The sequence below is a fragment of the Streptomyces enissocaesilis genome (genome assembly GCF_039533765.1).
In the GTDB taxonomy this organism is placed as follows: Bacteria; Actinomycetota; Actinomycetes; order Streptomycetales; family Streptomycetaceae; genus Streptomyces; species Streptomyces enissocaesilis.
Genome location: NZ_BAAAUD010000029.1, coordinates 88,624 through 109,320, shown reverse-complemented (window position 1 = coordinate 109,320; position 20,697 = coordinate 88,624). Strand labels below are relative to the sequence as shown.

At 72.4% G+C, this 20,697-nt stretch carries 20 protein-coding genes; 6 read left to right on the top strand and 14 right to left on the bottom strand.

Translation table 11 applies throughout. The features are described from left to right. Positions 1-213 precede the first annotated feature (213 nt). Complete coding sequence (locus ABD374_RS13720) at positions 214-1,818, top strand: peptidoglycan DD-metalloendopeptidase family protein (RefSeq protein ID WP_344494889.1); 1,605 nt, start codon at positions 214-216, stop codon at positions 1,816-1,818. 58 nt (positions 1,819-1,876) lie between these two features. On the opposite strand, the gene pcrA is transcribed toward ABD374_RS13720, so the two are convergent. Together pcrA and ABD374_RS13710 are read right to left on the bottom strand one after the other, a co-directional pair. Further along, positions 1,877-4,342, bottom strand: a complete 2,466-nt coding sequence (gene pcrA, locus ABD374_RS13715; protein WP_344494887.1) for a DNA helicase PcrA — start codon at positions 4,340-4,342, stop codon at positions 1,877-1,879. A gap of 199 nt (positions 4,343-4,541) precedes the next feature. After that, positions 4,542-4,895 carry a hypothetical protein gene (locus tag ABD374_RS13710; RefSeq protein ID WP_344494885.1) on the bottom strand — a complete coding sequence of 118 codons (354 nt, stop codon included), beginning with the start codon at positions 4,893-4,895 and terminating at the stop codon, positions 4,542-4,544. A 351-nt stretch (positions 4,896-5,246) separates the two neighbouring features. On the opposite strand from ABD374_RS13710, the gene ABD374_RS13705 reads away from it, so the two are divergent. Further along, a complete protein-coding gene (locus tag ABD374_RS13705) occupies positions 5,247-6,362 on the top strand; it encodes a C40 family peptidase (RefSeq protein WP_344494883.1) in 1,116 nt (371 codons plus the stop codon). Positions 6,363-6,427: 65 nt separating this feature from the next. Further along, a complete protein-coding gene (locus ABD374_RS13700) occupies positions 6,428-6,601 on the top strand; it encodes a hypothetical protein (protein ID WP_344494920.1) in 174 nt (57 codons plus the stop codon). Positions 6,602-6,671: 70 nt separating this feature from the next. On the opposite strand, the gene ABD374_RS13695 is transcribed toward ABD374_RS13700, so the two are convergent. The 5 genes from ABD374_RS13695 to ABD374_RS13675 form a co-directional block, all read right to left on the bottom strand. Further along, the gene (locus tag ABD374_RS13695) at positions 6,672-7,043 is read right to left on the bottom strand and encodes a toxin Doc (protein WP_344494881.1); all 372 of its coding nucleotides are present in this window, start codon (positions 7,041-7,043) and stop codon (positions 6,672-6,674) included. Beyond that, a complete protein-coding gene (locus tag ABD374_RS13690) occupies positions 7,044-7,283 on the bottom strand; it encodes a hypothetical protein (protein WP_344494879.1) in 240 nt (79 codons plus the stop codon). Then, positions 7,271-8,176 carry a hypothetical protein gene (locus ABD374_RS13685; protein ID WP_344494877.1) on the bottom strand — a complete coding sequence of 302 codons (906 nt, stop codon included), beginning with the start codon at positions 8,174-8,176 and terminating at the stop codon, positions 7,271-7,273. Before ABD374_RS13685 ends, ABD374_RS13690 begins: the two co-directional genes overlap by 13 nt. Before the next feature lie 226 nt (positions 8,177-8,402). Then, on the bottom strand, positions 8,403-8,645 hold the full coding sequence (locus ABD374_RS13680; RefSeq protein WP_344494875.1) for a DUF397 domain-containing protein: 243 nt from the start codon (positions 8,643-8,645) through the stop codon (positions 8,403-8,405). After that, positions 8,642-9,451, bottom strand: a complete 810-nt coding sequence (locus tag ABD374_RS13675) for a helix-turn-helix domain-containing protein (RefSeq protein WP_344494873.1) — start codon at positions 9,449-9,451, stop codon at positions 8,642-8,644. Before ABD374_RS13675 ends, ABD374_RS13680 begins: the two co-directional genes overlap by 4 nt. Positions 9,452-9,521: 70 nt before the next feature. Between ABD374_RS13675 and ABD374_RS13670 the strand changes: the two genes are divergently transcribed. Both ABD374_RS13670 and ybiA read left to right on the top strand, forming a co-directional pair. Beyond that, entirely contained in the window at positions 9,522-9,938 is a 417-nt protein-coding gene (locus ABD374_RS13670) for an ATP-binding protein (protein ID WP_344494871.1), read from the top strand. Between the two features lie 10 nt (positions 9,939-9,948). Beyond that, on the top strand, positions 9,949-10,530 hold the full coding sequence (ybiA, locus tag ABD374_RS13665; protein ID WP_344494869.1) for a riboflavin biosynthesis intermediates N-glycosidase: 582 nt from the start codon (positions 9,949-9,951) through the stop codon (positions 10,528-10,530). 7 nt (positions 10,531-10,537) lie between these two features. Here ybiA and ABD374_RS13660 read toward each other — a convergent pair whose 3' ends face one another. The 4 genes from ABD374_RS13660 to ABD374_RS13645 all read right to left on the bottom strand — a co-directional run bounded on the left by ABD374_RS13660 (position 10,538) and on the right by ABD374_RS13645 (position 16,213). Next, complete coding sequence (locus ABD374_RS13660) at positions 10,538-12,097, bottom strand: ABC transporter substrate-binding protein (RefSeq protein WP_344494867.1); 1,560 nt, start codon at positions 12,095-12,097, stop codon at positions 10,538-10,540. Then, positions 12,094-14,148 carry an ATP-binding protein gene (locus ABD374_RS13655; RefSeq protein WP_344494865.1) on the bottom strand — a complete coding sequence of 685 codons (2,055 nt, stop codon included), beginning with the start codon at positions 14,146-14,148 and terminating at the stop codon, positions 12,094-12,096. Before ABD374_RS13655 ends, ABD374_RS13660 begins: the two co-directional genes overlap by 4 nt. A gap of 95 nt (positions 14,149-14,243) precedes the next feature. Further along, positions 14,244-14,915, bottom strand: coding sequence for a LuxR C-terminal-related transcriptional regulator (locus ABD374_RS13650; RefSeq protein ID WP_344494863.1), 672 nt, complete (start codon positions 14,913-14,915; stop codon positions 14,244-14,246). Then, positions 14,912-16,213 carry a PspC domain-containing protein gene (locus tag ABD374_RS13645; protein ID WP_344494861.1) on the bottom strand — a complete coding sequence of 434 codons (1,302 nt, stop codon included), beginning with the start codon at positions 16,211-16,213 and terminating at the stop codon, positions 14,912-14,914. The genes ABD374_RS13650 and ABD374_RS13645 overlap by 4 nt, the downstream gene beginning before the upstream one ends. 149 nt (positions 16,214-16,362) lie before the next feature. On the opposite strand from ABD374_RS13645, the gene ABD374_RS13640 reads away from it, so the two are divergent. Then, positions 16,363-17,700 (top strand): PspC domain-containing protein, encoded by a 1,338-nt coding sequence (locus tag ABD374_RS13640; RefSeq protein WP_344494859.1) that lies wholly within the window; start codon positions 16,363-16,365, stop codon positions 17,698-17,700. 234 nt (positions 17,701-17,934) lie between these two features. On the opposite strand, the gene ABD374_RS13635 is transcribed toward ABD374_RS13640, so the two are convergent. The 3 genes from ABD374_RS13635 to ABD374_RS13625 form a co-directional block, all read right to left on the bottom strand. Next, positions 17,935-18,468: a DoxX family protein gene (locus ABD374_RS13635; protein ID WP_344494857.1), complete on the bottom strand. Its 534-nt coding sequence runs from the start codon at positions 18,466-18,468 to the stop codon at positions 17,935-17,937. Between the two features lie 146 nt (positions 18,469-18,614). Then, positions 18,615-19,892 carry a hypothetical protein gene (locus ABD374_RS13630; protein ID WP_344494855.1) on the bottom strand — a complete coding sequence of 426 codons (1,278 nt, stop codon included), beginning with the start codon at positions 19,890-19,892 and terminating at the stop codon, positions 18,615-18,617. A gap of 124 nt (positions 19,893-20,016) precedes the next feature. Continuing rightward, the gene (locus ABD374_RS13625) at positions 20,017-20,628 is read right to left on the bottom strand and encodes a Uma2 family endonuclease (RefSeq protein WP_344494853.1); all 612 of its coding nucleotides are present in this window, start codon (positions 20,626-20,628) and stop codon (positions 20,017-20,019) included. Between the last annotated feature and the right edge of the window lie 69 nt (positions 20,629-20,697).

Here is a 20,697-nt window from a genome sequence, read left to right as displayed (position 1 = left end):
CCCTGCTCGAACAGTCGTCGAACACAAGACCAAGGCTGTGCCCGCCGTCCGCCAAAAGACGGCCGAATGCCCGTTTCCGGAACGCGCGAAATCCGGCGAAGATTGTCGCCGTCGCATACCGCCGGGTACAGTCGCGCCACTGCTTTGCCTCTGGGGCCCCTCCCGGGCCCCAGCCCCCACAGGTCCCGCATTGCCGAGGCGAGAGAGAAGTTGGTGGACGACCAGCACGCCCAAGCCGGGTACGACGGCTACTCCACCGGCAGTTTCCGGACAGACCCGCTCTTCGGAGCCCTTCCCGCCGAGACCGCCCAGGAAAGCCCCTACGGAGCAGGTCACAGCGGCCAGTACGACACCACTGCGTGGGACACCACAGGTACCCACGAGAACGTGACTTACACGGCGTACGGCATGCAGCAGTACGACACCACCGGGACGTGGCCCACCGCCGGCCACCGGACGGCGGCCGACATCCCGGCCCAGTCCACCGGCCAGTGGGACACCAACGCCTGGGACCAGACGGGGCAGTTCGACACCGGCCACATCGACACCGGTCACATCGACACCAGCCACATCGGCAGCGACCCGTACGAGACCGGCACGTACCAGACCGGCACGTACGAAACGGCGCAGTTCCCCCAGGCCGCCGCCGACACCACCGGGCAGTGGAGCATGATGCCGGGTTACGACACCGGCGCGTACGACGCCACCGCCTGGAACAGCGGCCACCCGGGCGGCCATCCGGGTGACCACTCGGGCGACCACACCGGCGCGCACGCCACCGTCCGGCCCCAGCAGGTCTTCTACGAGACGGCCGAGTTCCCCGCAGTCGCCCTGCCCGACGCTCCCGCCGCGCACGAACCGCACGAGACGCCCGGCAGGCACGACACGCCCGACGCCGAGCACGCGTACGCACCGGAGCACGCGTACACGCCGGAAGACGAGCCGGAGCACGACCCGGAGCGCGAGCCCGAATCCGCGCCGGAGTCCGAGCGCACTCCCGCAGCTGCGACGGCCGCGGCCCCCGTCCCCGCCCCCCGCTCGGCCCGCCGCGGTGTCAACAACGCCGGCCGCGGCCGCCGCCGCACCCCCGCCAAGCGCTCGGCCCTCCTCACCGTCGCCGTCCCCTCCGCCTGCGTGATGGGCGTGGCCGGCATCGCCGCCGCCTCGGTCGGCAACGGCGGCGGCGCCCCCGCCGAGGAGAAGAAGGACACCACCACGACGGTCTCCGCCGCCGACCTCGGCTCGGTCGAGCCCGTCACGGTCAACAACAAGCTGGACACCCAGCTCGCCGCCCTCGACGCGGACGCCAACGACTTCGCCGACCGCGCCAGCCGCACGCAGGAGCGCATCGACCTCCAGGTCCGCCAGGAGGCGGAGAAGAAGCGCAAGGCCGAAGAGGCCGCCCGCAAGGAGGCCGCCCGCCCCAAGTTCGCCGTACCGGTCCAGCAGCACGGTCTCAGCGCGTACTACGGCCAGGCCGGTATCAACTGGATGTCCGTGCACTCCGGCATCGACTTCCCCGTCTCGTACGGCACTCCGGTGATGGCCGCCACCGACGGCACGGTCCGTACGCAGTACAACAGCGCCTACGGAAACATGGCGATAGTGACCGCCACCGACGGCACGGAGACCTGGTACTGCCACCTCAGCAGCACCAAGATCCGCTCCGGCCCGGTCCAGGCCGGCGACGTCATCGCGTACGCCGGGAACTCGGGCAACTCCACCGGCCCGCACCTCCACTTCGAGGTGCGCCCCGGCGGCGGGTCACCGATCGACCCCCTGCCGTGGTTCCGCAGCCACGGCCTCAGCCCGACGTAGGACGCAGGACGCAACCCCCGGAACCGGCGGCCCCGCAGGACGCGAGGCCGCGCGGTCCCTACAGCTTCTCGACCGGCGCGTACCGCAGCAGCAGCTTCTTCGGCCGCTCGTCGCCGAAGTCGATCGTCGCCTGCGCGTCCGCCCCCGTCCCCGTCACCGTCATCACGGTGCCGAGCCCGAACTGGTCGTGCGTGACCCGGTCACCGACCGACAGCGCGACCACCGGCTTGTCCGAGCCCCGCCGCGTGGCGAACCCCGAAGCGCCTCCGCCGCCGCCCCCGGACCGCGACCGCGACGAGGACAGCGAGGACGACAGCGACGAGGCGACGCCCGACACCGGCCCCGCCGGAATCTGCGCCCCCTTGCGCTTCCACGTCAGATACGTCTCCGGGATCTCCTCCAGGAACCGCGACGGCGGGTTGTACGACGGCTGTCCCCACGCGCTGCGCATCGACGCCCGCGTCAGGTAGAGCCGCTCGCGGGCGCGCGTGATGCCGACGTACGCGAGGCGCCGCTCCTCCTCCAGCTCCTTGGTCTGGCCGAGCGCGCGCATGTGCGGGAAGACGCCGTCCTCCATGCCCGTCAGGAACACCACCGGGAACTCCAGCCCCTTGGCGGTGTGCAGGGTCATCAGCGTGATGACGCCCGACCCGTCCTCGTCCTCGTCGGGGATCTGGTCGGAGTCGGCGACGAGCGCCACCTTCTCCAGGAACTCGGCCAGCGTTCCCGACTCGTCCCCCTCCCGCTCCTGCTCGAACTCCAGGGCCACCGCCGCGAGTTCCTGGAGGTTCTCGACGCGCGTCTCGTCCTGCGGATCGGTCGACGCCTGCAACTCCGCGAGGTAGCCGGTCCGTTCGAGGACGGCCTCCAGCACCGTGCCGGGCCCCGCTCCCGACTCGACGATCGTGCGGAGCTCCTCCATCAGCGTGTTGAAGCGCTTCACGGCGTTCGACGAGCGGGCCGCCATGCCGTACGCCTCGTCCACGCGCCGCAGCGCCTGCGGGAAGCTGATCCGCTCGCGCAGCGACAGCGCGTCGATCATCGCCTCGGCGCGGTCGCCGATGCCCCGCTTCGGTACGTTCAGGATGCGGCGCAGCGGAACGGTGTCCTCGGGGTTGGCCAGGACGCGCAGGTACGCGAGCACGTCCCGGACCTCCTTGCGCTCGTAGAAGCGCACGCCGCCGACGACCTTGTAGGGCAGTCCGACGCGGATGAAGATCTCCTCGAAGACGCGGGACTGGGCGTTCGTACGGTAGAAGACGGCGACGTCGCCGGCCTTCGCGTCGCCCGCGTCCGTCAGCCGGTCGATCTCCTCGGCGACGAACTGCGCCTCGTCGTGCTCGGTGTCCGCGACGTACCCGGTGATCAGCGAGCCCGCCCCGGCGTCCGTCCACAGGTTCTTCGGCCGCCGGTTCTCGTTGCGCTCGATGACGGCGTTGGCGGCGGTGAGGATGGTCTGCGTCGAGCGGTAGTTCTGCTCCAGCAGGATCGTGGTCGCGTCCGGGTAGTCCTCCTCGAACTGGAGGATGTTGCGGATCGTGGCGCCGCGGAAGGCGTAGATCGACTGGTCGGCGTCGCCCACGACGCACAGCTCGGCCGGGGCCTGCCCCTCGCCGGACGGGCCCACCAGTTCGCGCACGAGGGTGTACTGGGCGTGGTTGGTGTCCTGGTACTCGTCGACCATGACGTGGCGGAAGCGCAGCCGGTAGTGCTCGGCGACGTCCGGGAACGCCTGGAGCAGGTGCACCGTGGTCATGATGATGTCGTCGAAGTCCAGCGCGTTGGCCTCGCGCAGCCGCGCCTGGTACATCCCGTACGCCTGCGCCAGGGTCTTCTCGAAGCCGTCGGCGGCCTGCCCGGCGAAGGTCTCCTCGTCTATCAGCTCGTTCTTCAGGTTCGAGACCTTGGCGCTGAACGCCTTCGGCGGGAAGCGCTTCGGATCGAGGTCGAGGTCGCGGCAGACCAGCGCCATCAGGCGCTTGGAGTCGGCGGCGTCGTAGATGGAGAACGAGGACGTGAAACCGAGCTTCTTCGACTCGCGGCGCAGGATGCGCACGCACGCGCTGTGGAAGGTGGAGACCCACATGTGGCCCGCGCGCGGGCCGACGAGCTCCTCGACGCGCTCCTTCATCTCGCCCGCGGCCTTGTTGGTGAAGGTGATCGCGAGGATCTGGCCGGGGTGCACACCCCGGTTGGCCAGCAGGTACGCGATGCGGTGGGTGAGCACGCGGGTCTTTCCGGAGCCGGCGCCCGCCACGATGAGCAGCGGCGACCCGGCGTGCACGACGGCGGCGCGCTGCTCTTCGTTCAGCCCGTCGAGCAGCGCGGCGGCGTCCACGACGGGGCGCGGCGCGCCGTCCCGGTAGTACGAGTCCCTGGTCACCGGGGGTGCGTCGAAGGCGCCCGCGAAGAGGTCGTGCGGGACCTCCTCCGGGGCGGTGTCGGTGTCCTCGGGGGGCGGCGGGTCCGCGTCCTGCGCGTGCTGGAGGCCGGCCAGGAAGCTGTCGTCAAAGAGGCTGCTCATCGTTGTCCAAGCTTAGGCGGGTCCACCGACAGCCCGCCCCGGATTCGCCCCGCTCCACTCGGTCCGGGCCGGTGAGACCCGCGATCCGCCGCCCGTGACCTTCCTCACGCCGCCCGTGGGGGCCGTGTGCCCGGCCTTCCGGTGATCACCCACGGCGGCGGCACGGCGACCGGGCCGCCGTGGTCCGGAGCGGCCGGGCTCAGGTCCAGAGCACCGCGATGAAGATGTTGGCGACGGTCAGCCCGCCGACCGCCCCGAAGAGCGCCTTCTCCGCCTTCTCCTCGTCCCGCTTGACGTACACGAGGCCGAGGATCACCACGAGGACCGCCAGCTTGATGCCGATCTTGAGGTTGTTCACGCTCTGGCCGTCCGCCTGGTTGAGGCCCACCAGCGCCACGCCCGTGATCAGCATGGTCAGCGCGCCGTGCAGCATGGCGGGCGTGAAGCGGGCCGTGCCCGCACCCATCGCCTTCATCTGGGTCAGGAAACCGCCGAGCAGCGAGGCGATGCCGATGATGTGCAGGCCGACGAAGACATTGATGAGTACGTCCATGAGCCGGAGCCTAGCCCCGGCCTTAGCAGCCCCTGCCGCCAGGTGTGCCCACCATCGCCGTATCGGTCACGGAAGAGCGGAATGCGCTGTTCCGGTGCGGTCCTTCTTCTCATCCCCGTACACGGAAATGCCTGTTTCGACCACTGTCGGTCATGGTGGCTCTCCCCCGTGACCGCCCGGCCTAGCGTCCCTCCCCAGGTGGCCGATTCCCCACCGCCGCCCCCGCCCGGAGCGGCAGTCGGCCGCCCCCGCCGAAGGTCCGGCGGCGCGCCGCCGCCCCGTGCGGCCCGCCGCCGGATGCGAGCGGCCGACGTACAGCGCCGCACAGGACGGAAGGACGTGTACGCCCCCGTGGCCAGGCACCGAAAGCCCAAGCAACGCACGCTCACCGGCAGCACCGCCCGCACCGCCGCGACCCTCGCGCTCGCCTCGGCCGCGAGCGCCACCGCGTTCGACAGCACCGGGCACGCGGAACCCGCCCTCACCCCCGCTCAGGTGAAGGCGAAGGTCGACCGGCTCTACCACGACGCGGAGGTCGCCACCGAGAAGTACAACGGCGTGCGGGAGAAGGCGGACAGCAGCCGCAGGTCGCTGGACAGGCTGCGCGACGAGGCGGCCCGCAGGACCGAACGCCTCAACGCCTCGCGCGACGCACTGGGTTCGCTCGCCACCGCGCAGTACCGCGCGGGTGCGATCGACCCGTCCGTGCAGGTCGCGCTCACGTCCGACCCGGACCGGTACCTGGAGCGCGCCGCGATCGCCGAGCGCGCCGGCGACCGGCAGGCGGCGGCCGTCGCCGGGATGCGGCAACAGCTCGGCAGGATCGCGCAGTTGCGGGCGGAGGCGGACGAGCGCCTGGAGGAGCTCTCGTCGCAGCAGAAGGACCTGCGCACCCACAAGGCGGAGATCCAGAACAAGATCGGTGCGGCCGAGAAGCTGCTCTCCCGGCTCACGGCGGAGCAGCGGGCCCGGTACGCGCGGCAGGACGGCCATGGCGCCCCCGCCGCCGCCCCCGCCCGCGCCGACCGGAACGACCAGAACGACCAGACCGACCAGACCGGCCGGACGGGCCGGACCGGCCGGAACGCCCCGCGCGGCGGCCCGGTCCAGGCGCCCGGTTCCCGCGCCGGCCAGGCGGTCTCCTTCGCGTACGGGGCGCTCGGCAAGCCGTACGTCTGGGGCGCCACGGGGCCCTCCGCCTTCGACTGCTCGGGCCTGACCCAGGCGGCCTGGCGGTCGGCGGGCGTCTCGCTCCCCCGTACGACGTACACGCAGATCAACGCCGGACAGCGCGTCCCGCGCTCCCAGCTCGCGCCCGGGGACCTGGTCTTCTTCTACTCCGGCCTCAGCCACGTGGGCCTCTACATCGGCAACGGCCAGATGATCCACGCACCCCGCCCCGGCACCCCGGTCCGCGTGGCCCCGATCGACCAGATGCCGTTCGCGGGGGCGACACGGCCCGCGTAGGCCCGGCAGCACGGGGTAAGTGCCGTACGTAGGGCAAAACGCATGCCACTCCATATGCCACCACCGTGAACGGAGGGCCGACCATGCCGGGCATCATCAACCGGATCAAGCAGTACGCAAGCAGCCCGCAGGGGCGCCGGACGATCGCACAGGGACGCCGCGCGGCGTCCGACCCCAGGAAGCGCTCCCAGGCCAAGCAGCTGCTGGGACGGCTGCGGGGCGGTCGCAGGCAGTACTGAGGATGTGAAGCAGGGGCGCAGGCGCCGGGTCCGGCTACCCGGCGCCTGCGCCCCTGCCTGCGGCGGTCATTCAGATGCGCCAGGCGCGCAGGCGCTCGGCGACGGCGAAGACGTCGAGGTTCTCGGTACGGATCTCGCGGACCAGCTCGGTGAGCGCGCCGTACGGCGGGTCGATCCCCTCGCCGGCCGAGGCCAGGTAGTACGTCGCCACCGAGACGCCGTACAGCGAGTTGCGGAAGGGCAGCGGGCCCAGGCGCACGATGGTGTGCAGCAGGGCCGCGGCCCGCCACGCGGCGTCGGGACAGGTCTCCATCGTCGGGATGCGGGTCTTGTGCCGGGCCACGGCGGCCACCAGGACCGAGTAGTCGGCGACCGAGCAGTCCTCGGGAATCGCCCGCTCCTGGGCAGCCAGAAGCCACGGAATGTCGACGTAGAGGGTCATTCAGGCGGCCTCGTCGCCCTGCCCGCGGTCCCACGGCGGGACCTCGTCCGGGAACGCCGCGTCGAACTCCACCTTGTGCTCGTTGAAGAACTTCGCGACGCCCTCGACGAAGAACCGGCGCTTCTGCTCCAGCACCGACACGTCGTGCACGTACGCCTTCACGCTCTTGCCCTCGGCAGCGGCCGCCTCGCGGACCCCGGCGAGTTCCTCTTCGGTGAATTCGATGTTCACAGCGGGCATACCTGGATGCTAGTGGTCCCGGTACCTTTCCGGCGCCGGGAACCGTTGATCTCGCGCAGCTCCTCCACGCGCCGGTGGACCACCTCCGCCGGGAGCCCCCGGCAGCCCTGGCAGAGCCCGCCCGGCAGCGACACGGACCCGCCGGGCGACCCGCACTCCGTGCACGCCATCACCCGGCGCCGCGCCGCCCTCGTCCCGGGCTCGGGGGCGGGCTCGGGCGGCAGCTTCTCGCGCAGCCTGCTGCGGACGATGCCGCCCGGCGAGTGCACCGCCTCCGGGAGCCCCGCCGTGAGCGCGCGCACGAGGCGGTCCGCGCTCACCCCCCGCGCGAGCCACTGCGCCGCGTCGGCCTCCAGCGCCGCGCACTCGGCGGCGGAGAGCACCATGCGGGGGTCGGTCCGGCCGAGCGAGGCGAGGACGTCGTACGCCGCCGAGCGGCCGGAGGCCCGGTTCTCCCGCACCGGCTCCGGGCCCACGTCTGCGTCTGCGTCTGCGTCTGCGTCCGGCACGTCACCGGCCTCGAACCGCTCCCACCAGGCGTCGTCGCGGGCGGTGCGCGAGAAGTACGTGTGCCACACCCAGCGCGTGCAGCCCTCGCCCACGTTCTCCTTGAAGCGCCGCAGGTGGCCGACGCGGGACAGCTCGCGCAGCGCGGAGCGGACGGCCTGCTGGCCGTAGAGGGGCTGCTCCTTGGCGAGGGTCTTCACGTCGATCGCGGCGCCTTCCGGCAACCGGTCGATGTACGACGCGAGATACGCCTCCCGGGCCGGGAGGCCGGTGAAGTCGCCCTTGCGGCGCGGGGATTGGCCGGGCGCGCAACGTTTTCCGTACCCCGGGCCGGCCTGGGGGTGTGCGGACGGGCGCAGGGCAGGACTAAAGTCTTTGTCAGCCACGAGATCGCGCTTTCGATCTTGGAGGTCAGACCCCGGCTCGGTGCTGCTAACACCGGTCGGGGTCGTTTGTTGTTGCGAACGCTAGAGGGCGAACACGCCGTGTGGCAAGCCGATCACGGGAAGTCACCTCGCGGGTGCCGCGCGGGAGTTGGGAGGGTGGGTGGGCACAGCCCACCACCCATTCCTTGAAAAGGACGCTCGGGTCTCGCCGCTCGGATCTCGAAGCTCAGCCGCGCGTTGCGTACGCGACGAATCGAGCCCAGGAGGGGGCGGGGAGGGTGAGCCGGGGGCCGTCCTTGAGCTTCGAGTCACGGACGTGGACGGTGTCGGGGCAGGTGGCGACCTCTACGCAGTCGCCGCCCTCGGTACCGCTGTACGTCGACTTTCTCCAGGCGAGGGCGACTTCGACGCAGTTGCTGCCCTCGGTGTCGCTGTAACTCGACTTGAACCAGTTCAGCTCGTCGCTCATAGCTCGTCCGCCATCCGCTGGATGAATCGTGCCGACTCCTCGGTTCCGAGGGCCTCCATTCGGATCATGCCATGACGCTGCATCGCGGTACCCACCTCATTCAGGTCGGCCGTGAGGCGGCTGAGCGACTGCCCTTCGAGGAGCGCCAAGCGCGCATGCTCCTTCGTCTCCAGCAGCACGATCGGCCCATTGAGACCTGGGTTGGCCCCCGCACTGAACGGCAGCACCTGAACGGAAACGTGACGGAGCGATCCAACCTCCAGCAGGTGCAACAGTTGTTCCTTGTATGCGGCTGATCCGCCCAATGGACAACGCAAGACAGCTTCGTACAGAACAAAACTGCACTCGACCGGCGGTTTGCGGGTCAACAAGCCCTGTCGGCCCAGCCGGGCCTGGATTCGGGCCTCCATCGTTTCATCGTCCAGCGGCGGACGATGTGCCATGAGGAGCGCTCGCGCAGTGGCCTCGGTTTGCAGCAAGCCCGGGATGAGCAGCGGCTCGTACGACCACAAGCTGAGCGCCTCGTCCTCGTACTGGAAATACTCCTGCGACCGCGCGGGGAACTTCTCCGGCACCAGAAACTCCCGCGCCGCGATCAGCAGCCCACCCGCCCCGCACAGCCCGTCCGCCACCTGCAACAGATGCAGTGTCGGCTTGCGCCGCCCCGCCTCCATGGACTTCACGTACTCGTAGCTGCAACTGGCCTCCTCGGCCAGTGCCTCCCGCGTCACTCCCGCCCGCTCACGCCACCGCTTGATCTGGTTGCCGCAGTACCGCCACGCCATCGGCGGTTCGGGGTTCGACATGGGTACAACCACCCTCTGTACGCGAGCCGTTACTTCAGCAGGCTATTCCCACCTCTGCACCGTATGAGCCATGAACGACCACATCGAGTGGCATTTCCGCCGCCACCCCCGCAGCGTCCGCCGTGCCCGCGCCCTCCTCGTCGAGCAGGCGCGGGAGTGGAAGGTGCCCGATGCCGCCGCCGAAACCGCCGTGCTCCTCCTCAGCGAGCTCGTGACGAACTCCCTGCGCCACGCGGGCTGCGCGCCCGGCCGTGAGATCCGGGTGCGGTGCGCGGTACGGGGCGACGTCCTCCGTATCGAGGTGTCGGACGCCTGCGTCGTACTCCCGCATCCGCGCCACGCGGCGCCGGACGACGAGACGGGGCGCGGGCTCGCGCTGGTCGCGGCGCTCGCCGGGCGGTGGGGGGCCGCGCCCCGGAAGTGCGGGGTCGGCAAGACGGTGTGGTGCGAGGTCAATTGCCTTGAGGCGGGCGACACCGGTGTGTAACGGTGCGCCCATGCCGAACGATCCCCGCGCACCTCTTCTCCCCAAGTCCGTCGGGGAGGCCGTCGTCGCAGAACAGACCGCCGGTACCCGCCTGCGCCACCTCTGCTTCTGGGGCCATCGGCCCACTCCCGGTTCCGCCGCCGGGCCCGGCTGCCTCAGTCAGTGGTGGCCCGTCGAGTTCACCGAGGACGGCCACACCTACCGCTCCGCCGAGCACTACATGATGGCGCACAAGGCGTGGCTGTTCGGTGATTCCGGGACCGCCGCCGAGATCCTCGCCGCCGGGCATCCCGGCGAGGCCAAATCCCTGGGCCGTCGGATCGCCGGCTTCGACGAGGCGCTCTGGCGCGAGCACCGGTACGGAATCGTCGTACGCGGCAACATCGCCAAGTTCGGACAGCACGACGACCTGCGCGCGTACCTCCTGGGCACGCGCGACCGCGTCCTGGTCGAAGCCAGCCCGGTGGACCGGATCTGGGGCATCGGGCTGGCGGCCGACGACGCACGCACCGCGTCCCCCACCACCTGGCGCGGGCTGAACCTGCTCGGCTTCGCGCTGATGGACGCCCGTGACGCGCTGAGCGGCAGCTGAGACCGGCTCACGGCTTCAGCGGCTCGACGAAGCGGTAGCGTCCCCTGTCGTTGCTGCCCCGCTCCCCCGGCGGGCCCAGCCGCACCAGGGCCATCGGCCGGTCGGTCAGCTCGCCGGTGTCGGGGTTGAACGCGATCTCGCCGCTGGCGCCGCGCACCCGGAACGAGCCGTTGGTCTGGCCCAGCAGTTCGTGGACCGTCGCGGCGGTGACGTGTTCCGGGCCGTAGCTGTCGACGGCCCGGCGGGCGGCGATGCCCACCGTGTACACCGCGTCGTGCCCGACCATCGCCTGGCCGTTGGCCAGCGCGTCCACGCTGCCGCCGCGCACCTCCAGGTAGCGGCGCTCGAAGTCGGCGTACGGCCCGCGTTCCCGGCCGCCGTAGAGGTCCGCCGCCGCTTCGGGGTGGGTGTACGCCGTGTAGTAGACCTTCAGGCCGCCGGCCTTCCAGCGCCTGCCCAGCTCCGCCAGTTCCTCCTCGCGCTCCTGGGTGCTGGTGTCGAAGTACACGCCCACCGCGCTGGAGCCGGAGAGTACGGTCACGGGGCAGCTGCGCCGGTTCTCCCCGGCGGCCTCGATGAAGCTGCGCAGCTCCCGGCCCCGGCCGGCGAAGTACACCGCGTCCGGCGGCGGGCCCGTACCGCAGATCTTCTCCGCGACCACGCGCAGGGCGTTGCCCTCGCTCTGCGACGCCGGGCCGGAGCTGAACGGGACGACTTCCGGCTCCACCTCCAGGCCCTGGCGGTCGGCGGCCGCCTTGAAGCCGTGGTAGAGGGAGGCGTTGTAGATGTCGCCCTCCGTGGTGTTCCTGACCACCTGGACCCGGTAGCCGGAGTCCGGGTCCGAGCCGGCGTGTTTGTCCTGCTGCCGCTTGAAGTAGCGGACCGCCGCGGACGCCTGGTCCCTGGCGGGGAAGGACACCCGGAAGAACCCCGGCTTCTCGCGGGAGCTCAGCTCGTCGGCGGCGACCGTCGCGCCGACCGTCGGCACCCCCGCCTCCCGCAGCCTCCTCACCGCCTCGGCCGTGTGCGCGTTGCTCTGGCCGATGCCCGCGACCGCCACCAGCCGCTGCTCGTCCTTCAGTTCGAGGAGCCGGCCGACCACCTGGTCCGCGTGCGCGTCGTGGCGGCCGGTGTTGGCCAGCAGCAGGCGGATCCGGGGGAGGGTGCCGCGTTCGGCGTTGAGCCGCAGCTGGGCGATGTGCGCGCCCGTGACCGCCTGGCGCGTGCCCTCCGGGCCGCGGTCGTCGGCGCCGCCGGACATCGGCTCCAGGTAGGCGACCGCCACCGACTTCTCGCCGGTCTTCTCGACCCTGCGGTTCTCCGCGCGGATCTTCTCACTGATGTCCCGCAGGCCGGGGAAGGCGTACGGGTCGTCGGTCATGCCCGTCACGCCGACGCACTCGCCTCCGTCGACCTTGTCGACGTCGTCGGCGCACTGCCCGGCCTCCCGGACGAGCCGTACCCCGGCATAGGTCAGCGCCGCCACCACGACCAGTGCCACGACGGACCACAGCACCCGGTTGAGCGGGGGCCTGGGGGGTGTGACGGTCGGCCGCGTCGGGTTCATCGCCAGGGCTCCTTGTCGTACTGCCCCGCCTTGTCCAGCAGCACGGCCGTCCAGGCGACGTGTTCCGTGTGGGCGGTGGCCAGGGTGTGGAAGCGCGCGTTGATCTCCGCGTAGAGCGAGGCGTACGGGTCGCCGAGCGGTTCGCGGTACGGGTCGCCGACCCGGTCGGTGGCGGGGTCGGGCACCGGTTCCGGGCCGAGCCAGCTGGCGGCGAGCAGCCGGGTGACGGTGCGCAGGCGGGGGCCGACGGCGGCGTCGCCGAGGTGGTGCACGAGGGATTCGTACCTGCGCCACGGTGTGATGCCGGCGCCGCCGCCGACGTGGGCGGGCAGCGGGGCCCTGCGCAGCCGGCACAGTTCCCCGCACCACTCCTCGGGCCGCACCTGCTCGAAGATCCCGTCCAGGTACGCCGCAGCCGCGGGCAGGTCGCCGCAGGCCAGCGCGTGGTACGCCGCCCGGCGCGGCTCGCTCCGGCTCAGGGCCTCCGCCCGCAGCGCGGTGTGCACCGCGTCCGGGTCGTCGAGCGCGCCGAGCAGCAGGCGGCGCAGCAGCGGGTGCGGGGTCTCGGGGCGGCCGTCGGCGAGCTCGTCGCCGGTGCCGATGTGCATGGTGCGCAGCCCGTCCCGGCAGAAGGAGCGGAACTCGGTGCGCAGGTGGTCCGCGGCTTCGTCCCGTAACGCGCGGGTGGCGAGCGCCTGCGCGAGGTCGGGGGCCGCGGCCGCTCTGATCAGGGCCCGCCGCAGACCTTCCGGCGGGTCGATCGGCAGGAGTCTGTCCAGCAGCTCGCGCACGACGCCGCCCGACGGTTCGAGGGTCCGCCGCAGCCGCTCCTCCCACGCCACCGTGCGGTCGAAGTCGAGGAGCGCGGCGAGGACGCGGGCGGTGCCCTCGGGCTGGCCCCGGGTGAGTTCGTACACCGCCCAGCCGAGCCAGCGCAGTCCCGCGTCGCCGCGGGGCGCGGGCGCCGCCGCCGTCCGCAGTATCTCCTCGGCCTGGCGTTCCACCTCGTTCCTGGTCAGGTCGCGCAGCCGGCCCACCCGCAGCCCGTCGGTGACGCACCGCGGGTCGAAGGCCGTGCCGGCGGCCCACTCGCCGGGGCTGCCGCCGCCCGCGTGCTGCCAGCCGAACGCGACGTCCTGGAGCCGCTCGGGGTAGCTGCCGGCCATGGCGAGGACCACCAGCGGGTCGGGGGCGTCCGGCTGCCGCTCCTCCAGGAACAGCCGCAGCACCTCGCCGCCGAGCGGGTTGTCGACGTTGTCCAGCAGCAGCAGGCACCGTACGGCCCAGTGCTTCCTGGCGTAGGACTGCCGCAGATCGCGGAGGAAGACCTCGCAGACGACGCGTTCCGTGCGCCTGCGGTCCTCGCCGGCCCCGCCGTTGTAGGCGAGGTTCAGCTCGATCAGGAAGTCCAGGGCCGACGTGATGGCGGTGGCCCGCCGGATGCCCGAGAGCCGCCGGTGGAGGCGGCCGCGCATCCAGCCCCGCTCGCCCAGCGGCAGCAACTGGAGGGCGGCGGTCACCGCGGACGGCAGGCCCACCATCGAGGCGGCGATCTGCGCCACCTGGTTGACGTCCGCCAGCCACTGGGACGGGGGGCCCGCCAGTGCCTGGGCCATCCGGCGCCGGGCGCCGGCCCGGTTCTCGGGGGTCACCTCGACGGCGAGGGCGGCGCACACCGGCCGGAAGGCGCGGAAGGAGATGCGCGGCACGTGTTTCTTGCGGGGCTCCAGGCCGAACGCCACGGCGCCCAGCACGTCGACGGGCCGCTTCTCCTGCCGGGAGAGTTCGGCGAGGTCGAGCAGGACCACCGGTGTCGTCTCCGCCCACGCGGCGAGGGCCCGCAGCAGGGTGGTCTTGCCGCTGCCCCGGGGGCCCAGCGTCAGGGTGACGGGCTGGTTCCCGGCCGCCGTACGGCTCCGGCCGCCGTCCCCGGGGAGGATCAGCGACTCGACGTACGTCTGCACCGACCGGTCGCGCTCCGACTCCCCCGCCCAGTCCCGCGGCATCAGTCTGCTTCCTCCCGCGTCGGCGCCGCATCGGTGCGGCGTCATCAGAGGAGGATCAATATCCCTGTGGCGCAAGGGGATTGACAAGGGATGGACGAAGAACGCGTCTCACACCGGTGGCCGGTCACCGGTCACCGGTCTCACACCAGCCGGCGTGCCGTCGCCCAGCGCGTCAGCTCGTGCCGGTTGGAGAGCTGGAGCTTGCGCAGGACCGCGGACACGTGGCTCTCGACCGTCTTGACCGAGATGAAGAGCTGCTTCGCGATCTCCTTGTACGCGTAACCCCGCGCGATCAGCCGCAGCACCTCGCGTTCGCGCTGCGTGAGGCGGTCCAGGTCCTCGTCGACCGGCGGCGCGTCCGTCGACGCGAACGCGTCGAGCACGAAGCCCGCCAGCCGGGGCGAGAACACCGCGTCGCCGTCCTGCACGCGGAAGACCGAGTCGACGAGGTCGGTGCCGGTGATCGTCTTCGTCACGTACCCGCGCGCGCCGCCCCGGATCACGCCGATCACGTCCTCCGCCGCGTCCGACACCGACAGGGCCAGGAACCGCACCGGGTTCTCCGCGGCCTGCATCAGCGGCGCGCAGCGGCGCAGGACCTCGACGCCGCCGCCGCCCGGCAGGTGGACGTCGAGCAGGACCACCTCGGGGCGGGTCGCCGTGATGACCGTGACCGCCTGGTCGACGTCGGCGGCCTCGCCGACCACCTCGACGCCGGTCGCCTCGGTCTGCCCGATCTCCGCCTGCACTCCCGTACGGAACATCCGGTGGTCGTCCACCAGCACCACCCGTACGCGCCTGTCCTCCGTCATGCGTCCGCCGCCCTCTCCATCTCAAGCTCGACCTCCGTGCCCCCGTCGGGCGCGGAACGCAGCCTCGCCGTGCCGCCGTTGCGCTGCATCCGTCCGATGATCGATTCCCGGACGCCCATCCGGTCGTCCGGCACCGCGTCCAGGTCGAACCCGGGTCCCCGGTCCCGTACGGACACGAAGACCGTCCGGCCCTCGACCTCGGCGTAGACCTGCACCGCCCCGCCCTCGCCACCGTACTTGGCGGCGTTCACCATCGCCTCGCGCGCGGCCTGCATCTGCGCGGTCAGTCCGTCGTCGAGCGGGCAGTCGCCGACGACCACGACCTCCAGCGGCACGCCGTGCTTGTCCTCGACCTCGGCCGCCGTGCGCTCGACCGCCTCCGCGAGGGTGTCGGGCTCCTGCGACTCGTCCTTGCCGTTGCCCTCCGGCTTGTAGAGCCAGTTGCGCAGCTCCCGCTCCTGGGCGCGGGCGAGGCGGCGCACCTCCCCCGCGTCCTCCGCGTTGCGCTGGATCAGGGTCAGGGTGTGGAGGACCGAGTCGTGGACGTGGGCCGCGACTTCGGCGCGTTCCTGGGCGCGGATGCGCATCAGGCGCTCCTCGGACAGGTCCTGGGTCATCCGTACCAGCCAGGGGCCCACGAGGAGCGCGATGCCGGCGACGACCGCGAGCGCCGCCGTCAGTACGCTGCCGAGCTGCGCGGCGGAGCCCCGTACCACCAGGAACGCGGTCAGGCCCACGCCGACCAGCGCGACCCCCGCCATGCCGCGCGCCAGTTGCAGCATCCGGCGGCGGCGGCCGGTCCCCGTCCAGTGGGCGCGGCGCGCGTTGTCGGCCTGGCGCCACACGAGGACGACGCCCAGGCTGATCAGCAGCGCCGGCCAGACGTACCGCCCGGCCCGGCCGCCGACTTCGACGCTGCTGACGAAGGTGCCGGCGCTGACGAGCAGCGCGCAGAGCGCGAAGACCTGTCCCTTGTCGGGCTTGCGGAGCCTGCGGCGCCCGTCGGGCGCGGTCTCGAAGGCCGAGCGCGGCGCGGCCGTGCCGCCCACGCCGCCCACGCCGAGCGGCACCACGAACCAGAAGACGGCGTACAGCAGCGCGCCCATGCCGTCCGCCAGGAAGAGGACGAGGAAGACGATCCGTACCCATACGACCGGCACCCCGAGATGCCCGGCGAGCCCGCGCGCGACGCCTCCGAGCATCCGCCCCTCGGCGCTGCGGTAGAGCTTGCGCGGCTGCGGCTCCTCCGGTTCGGGGGCGTGGGAGCCCGCGGCTCGGCGGGGCGTGGCGACTGGCATGCCCCGATGGTCACACGTGCGGGCGGGGGCGGACATCAGGGTCGGTCCCCTACCTACCCCTGACCTCCGGGGCGTCAGGGGCGGAAATCAGGGATCGTCCAGGGTCGGCGCGGGTGCCGCGGCGCCGGAGCGCCCCGCACCATGGACGTATGACACAGCCGTACGACACCGCCGCTCCCCGGGGAGCCACCGAGGAGCCGTCGCCGCGGGCGCCGCAGCCCCCGCTGCGCCGCAGCAGGCGGCACAAGCTGGTGGGCGGCGTGTGCGGCGGGCTCGGCCGGCACTTCGACGTCGACCCGGTGATCTTCCGGATCGGCCTCGGCGTCCTGACCGTCACCGGCGGCATCGGCCTGATCTTCTACGGCTTCGCATGGCTCGTCGTCCCCCTCGACGGCGAGGACGAGAACGAGGCCCGCCGGCTGCTCACGGGCCGGGTCGACGGCGCCACCCTCATCGCCGTGCTCCTCGCCCTCGCCGGCTGCGGCCTCTTCCTCTCGATGCTGAACAACGGCTCCGTCCTCGGCTTCGCCGTCATGCTCTCGATCGCCCTCGCCGGCACCGGTTACTGGTCCCGGCGCCGCCGTCTCGCCGATCCCGCGACCGGCCCGCTCGACCCGGTGGCCGCGCAGGTGGCGGCGGTCGCGCCGCCCGAGACGCAGGCGCCGCCCGTGCCCGGCGCGCCCTCCTGGTGGCGGGACCCCATCGTCAAGGACGGCACCACGGGCCCGGTCGCCGCCGGCTACCTGTGGGGGCCCGAGGAAGCGGCCGAGGACGCGGCGCCGGACCGGGGCCGGGACCGGGACCGGGCCGACGCCCCCGGCGGCCCCCCGCGGCGGCGCGACCGGGCGACGGGCGGTCCGCGCGGCATCGGCGGCCGGGTGTTCCTGCTGGCCGTGGTGGCGGCCGGGCTCGGCACCGGCCTGACATGGGACACGCGGCCGCTCGGCACGAGCCTCCAGACCGGCCTGTCCTGTGCGATCGGTGTCTTCGGGCTCGGCATCGCGGTCAGCGCCTTCCGCGGGCGTACGAGCGTCGGCTCGGTCTTCCTCGCCGTGATCACGGCGCTGCTGCTGGCCGGGTCCGCCGCGCTGCCGAAGCAGATCTCCACGGACTGGATGCGTACGGGCTGGACCCCCGCGTCGGTCTCGGCCGTGCGGCCGGGGTACGAGCTCGGGTCGGGCGTGGGCACGCTGGACCTCAGCGGTGTGCGCGTCCCCGCGGGCTCGTCGGTGGCCACCCGGGTGGAGGTCGGCGCCGGGCTGCTCAAGGTCGTCGTGCCGAAGGACGCGACGGTGGAACTCCGCACGGAGCTGGGCGTCGGCGACCTCCGGCTGCCGGGGCAGACGCGGCAGGGGCCCCACGTCCGGACCGACCACGACCGGCAGCAGACGCTGGAGCCGCCGCAGGACAGCGAGCCCGCCGGGACGCTCGATCTGCGTCTGGAAGTCGGCGTCGGACAGGTGGAGGTGACCCGTGCGGCGAAGTGAGGCGCACCCGCAGACACACCCCGGGACGCGGACCGGGACCGGCCCCCGGCGTCGTCGCCCGTCCCGTTCCCGGCACGAGTTCGAGCCCGGCAAGCTGGTCACCGGTCTCGTCCTGCTGGGCACGGCCGTCGCGTACGCGGGTGACGCCGGCGGCCTCTGGCACGTCCCCTCCTACGTGGCGCTCCCCGCACTGTGCCTCGGACTGCTGGTCGCGGGCACGGCCGGCTGGGTGGCCTACGGCGTGCGCCGGCGCGCCGCCAGGGCCGCGTCGACGGAGAAGAACGCGGCGCCCCCGAGCACCAGCGGCAGCCAGGCCACGAGGTAGACCAGGTCGTTCCCGTAGTAGTACGGATCGGTCCGCCAGCTCACGGTCAGCCACAGGCTCAGCGAGATCAGCGCCCCGCCCAGCGCGGCCGGCCGTGCGAGCAGCCCGATCAAGGTGGCGACGCCGACGGCGAGTTCACCGGCGGCGATGGTGCAGCCGAAGCCCTCGGGGTTCTTGAGGGCGAGGTCGACGAGGGCGGGTACGGCCGAGCTGTCGCGTACGGCGCGCATCATGTCGCCGATCGAACCGGTGCCGGCCGCCGACATGAACCGGCTGTCCGTCAGCTTGTCGAGCCCGGCGTAGACGAAGGTGACGCCGAGGAAGATCCGCAGGGGCAGCAGCGCGTAGCGGCTCGCCGTCGCCCGCAGGCCGCCGCGCCCGCGCGGCCCGTCGCCCCGCCCCGTGCCGGTCGCGCCGCCGTCGGTCCGATACCCGTGGGTCATGGTCTGGTCCCGCCTCTCCGAAGCGCCCGTGCGGCGCGAGCACGATTCTTCCCGCGCTGCTCGAAGAGGGATACGTGTGCGGTGGTGACCGGGCTCAGACAACCGCCCGCGGGCGGCTCTCCCCCCCGTGCCCCGCCGGCCCCCGCTCAGTCCGTGACGTCGATCGTCACCGGCTCGGTCTGCGTGCCCGCCGCCGTCACGACCTGCACCTCGACCCGGCCCGGCTCGACCTCCACCGGCACGGGCACGGTCAGGACCGTGTCCGTCGGATTGGCGAAGCCGCCGGTCACCGGGATCAGCGGCACGTGGACGTGCACCGTGCCGATCCGTACGACCATCCGGGCCAGCCGGTCGGGGGTCCCCGCGCCCGGCGGCACGAAGCCCGCGCCGCGGATCTCGATGTCGTCGCCGGTACGGATGGGCGCGTCCAGATCGCCCGCCTCCCTGGCCCGTACGACCGACAGGACCACCGGGCGCCCGCCCTCCGCGTACTTGCCCGCGAAGTACGTCGCCGCCGAGACCGCCACCAGCAGGGCCAGGGCCCACGGCAGGTCGGGCAGCTGCTCGGGCCGCCGGGCGAGGCGTACCGCCGCGAAGACCAGCGCGACCGCGCTCACCAGCACGTACTGGATGTCGGAGAAGCTGCCGCGGCCCGAGTCGTCGGTGAGCAGGTCGGCGGCGCGGGGCCGGTCGGCCCGTACCTTCTGGAGGCGCCGGGTGAGCACGCGCACGGTCACCACATGGCGTACGAAGACGGCGATCGCGCAGGTCAGCGCGAGGACGGTCAGCATGCCGACGCCACGGGCGAGTTCGAGACCGGCGATGAGCGTGTCGCGGCCGGCGTGGTCGGAGGCGCCGGCCAGCTGGATCGCGATCACCAGCACCGAGAAGACGGTGAACAGCACCCAGCTCGCGGCGACGGCGCGCGAGGTCGACAGCCGGTTGTCCTCACCGATGAGGGGCGCGAGGAGCCCGCCGCGCGCCCGGTGCACGCGCGCCGCGCCGGTCAGCAGGGCGGCGGTGACGAGCGCGGCGAGGAGCCCCGCGGTGCGGGCCGTGGTCCATCCGGCACCGATGGCGGTGAGGGCCTGCGTGAGGACGAGTACGAGGACCCCGCCCCACACCGCGAACAGCGTGCCGAGCCACACCCGCCGCAGCCATGCCTCACCCGCCTCGCGGCTGCGCTCGGCGACCGCGCGGGCCGACTGGGTCAGCTCGTCCGACACCCACTGGCGCGAGGCGCCGGCGGAGTGCGCGACGGCGGCGGGCAGCCCCTGCCCGGCGGCCAGACCGTCCCGCTTGGCGAGGAATTCCGCCACCGCGCGCCGGTGGCCCTCCCGTACGCCCTGCGGGCAGTCGCCGCACGTACAACCGCCACCGCCACCGCCACTGTGCGTGTTCTGCGTCGCCTCTTGCACAGCCACGGAAGATGCCGCCCTTTCGAACCAACCCGCCGGAGGGAACTTCCTTCCGCGATAAGGGAATTGTGCCGTACGCGGGTCGGCTCGCGCGCCGCGGCCTGTGCCGGCCCGGACCGGTGGCGTGCGCTCAGTGCGCCCCGGGGCGGCGGTTGATCGCGGTGAGGTCGATCGCGATGACGAAGGGGTACTCCACTGACAGGTTCTCCCTCTGGAGACCGGTCGGCACGTAGGAGCGGGTCGCAGGATCCAGCTCGTATGTGTAGACGACGGGGAGGCCATCGCTCTCCTCGACCCGCCAGAAGTACTTCACGCCCGCCGCCGCGTACTTGCGGGGCTTGACCTCGCGGTCGCGGTCCTCGGAGTCCGGCGACACGACCTCGACAGCCAGGACGATGTCCTCGGGCCTGAACCACGTCTGCTTCGGCCCCGTGTTCGCCTTCGCCGAGAACACCAGCACGTCTGGCTCGGGGCGATTCCGATTGTCCAGCTTGATCGTCATTTCCCGGATGACGTCCAGGTGGTCCGGGGCCTGCTCCCAGAGGGCGTTCTCCAGCAGGCGCATCGTTCGCGCGTGAAACGCCGTCTGTGGACTCATGAACACGAGAGTCCCGTCGATCAGCTCGGTGTGCGGCGGGAGGCCCGGAATCCGGTCGAGATCGTCCGCCGTCCAGCCACCCTCGGGCGGGATCGGCCACAGGTACTTCTGCTCTTCGAGCTCGTACTCAGGTGCGGCGCTCATGGTTGCTCCCATGCGACGGAGTCTCGCGTGCTAAGTCAGCGTACCCACGGGATACGGCGACGCCGCCGC

What these genes read in the sequence shown, in the direction of transcription:
- ABD374_RS13675 (WP_344494873.1), bottom strand. Translation starts at nt 9,451, where the DNA reads ATGTCGAACCCCGAACCGCCGATGGCGTGGCGGTACTGCGGCAACCAG.
- ABD374_RS13660 (WP_344494867.1), bottom strand. Translation starts at nt 12,097, where the DNA reads ATGAACCCGACGCGGCCGACCGTCACACCCCCCAGGCCCCCGCTCAAC.
- ABD374_RS13655 (WP_344494865.1), bottom strand. Translation starts at nt 14,148, where the DNA reads ATGACGCCGCACCGATGCGGCGCCGACGCGGGAGGAAGCAGACTGATG.
- ABD374_RS13635 (WP_344494857.1), bottom strand. Translation starts at nt 18,468, where the DNA reads ATGACCCACGGGTATCGGACCGACGGCGGCGCGACCGGCACGGGGCGG.
- ABD374_RS13695 (WP_344494881.1), bottom strand. Translation starts at nt 7,043, where the DNA reads ATGACCCTCTACGTCGACATTCCGTGGCTTCTGGCTGCCCAGGAGCGG.
- ABD374_RS13645 (WP_344494861.1), bottom strand. Translation starts at nt 16,213, where the DNA reads ATGCCAGTCGCCACGCCCCGCCGAGCCGCGGGCTCCCACGCCCCCGAA.
- ABD374_RS13625 (WP_344494853.1), bottom strand. Translation starts at nt 20,628, where the DNA reads ATGAGCGCCGCACCTGAGTACGAGCTCGAAGAGCAGAAGTACCTGTGG.
- pcrA (WP_344494887.1), bottom strand. Translation starts at nt 4,342, where the DNA reads ATGAGCAGCCTCTTTGACGACAGCTTCCTGGCCGGCCTCCAGCACGCG.
- ABD374_RS13670 (WP_344494871.1), top strand. Translation starts at nt 9,522, where the DNA reads ATGAACGACCACATCGAGTGGCATTTCCGCCGCCACCCCCGCAGCGTC.
- ABD374_RS13710 (WP_344494885.1), bottom strand. Translation starts at nt 4,895, where the DNA reads ATGGACGTACTCATCAATGTCTTCGTCGGCCTGCACATCATCGGCATC.
- ABD374_RS13650 (WP_344494863.1), bottom strand. Translation starts at nt 14,915, where the DNA reads ATGACGGAGGACAGGCGCGTACGGGTGGTGCTGGTGGACGACCACCGG.
- ABD374_RS13680 (WP_344494875.1), bottom strand. Translation starts at nt 8,645, where the DNA reads ATGAGCGACGAGCTGAACTGGTTCAAGTCGAGTTACAGCGACACCGAG.
- ABD374_RS13690 (WP_344494879.1), bottom strand. Translation starts at nt 7,283, where the DNA reads ATGCCCGCTGTGAACATCGAATTCACCGAAGAGGAACTCGCCGGGGTC.
- ybiA (WP_344494869.1), top strand. Translation starts at nt 9,949, where the DNA reads ATGCCGAACGATCCCCGCGCACCTCTTCTCCCCAAGTCCGTCGGGGAG.
- ABD374_RS13640 (WP_344494859.1), top strand. Translation starts at nt 16,363, where the DNA reads ATGACACAGCCGTACGACACCGCCGCTCCCCGGGGAGCCACCGAGGAG.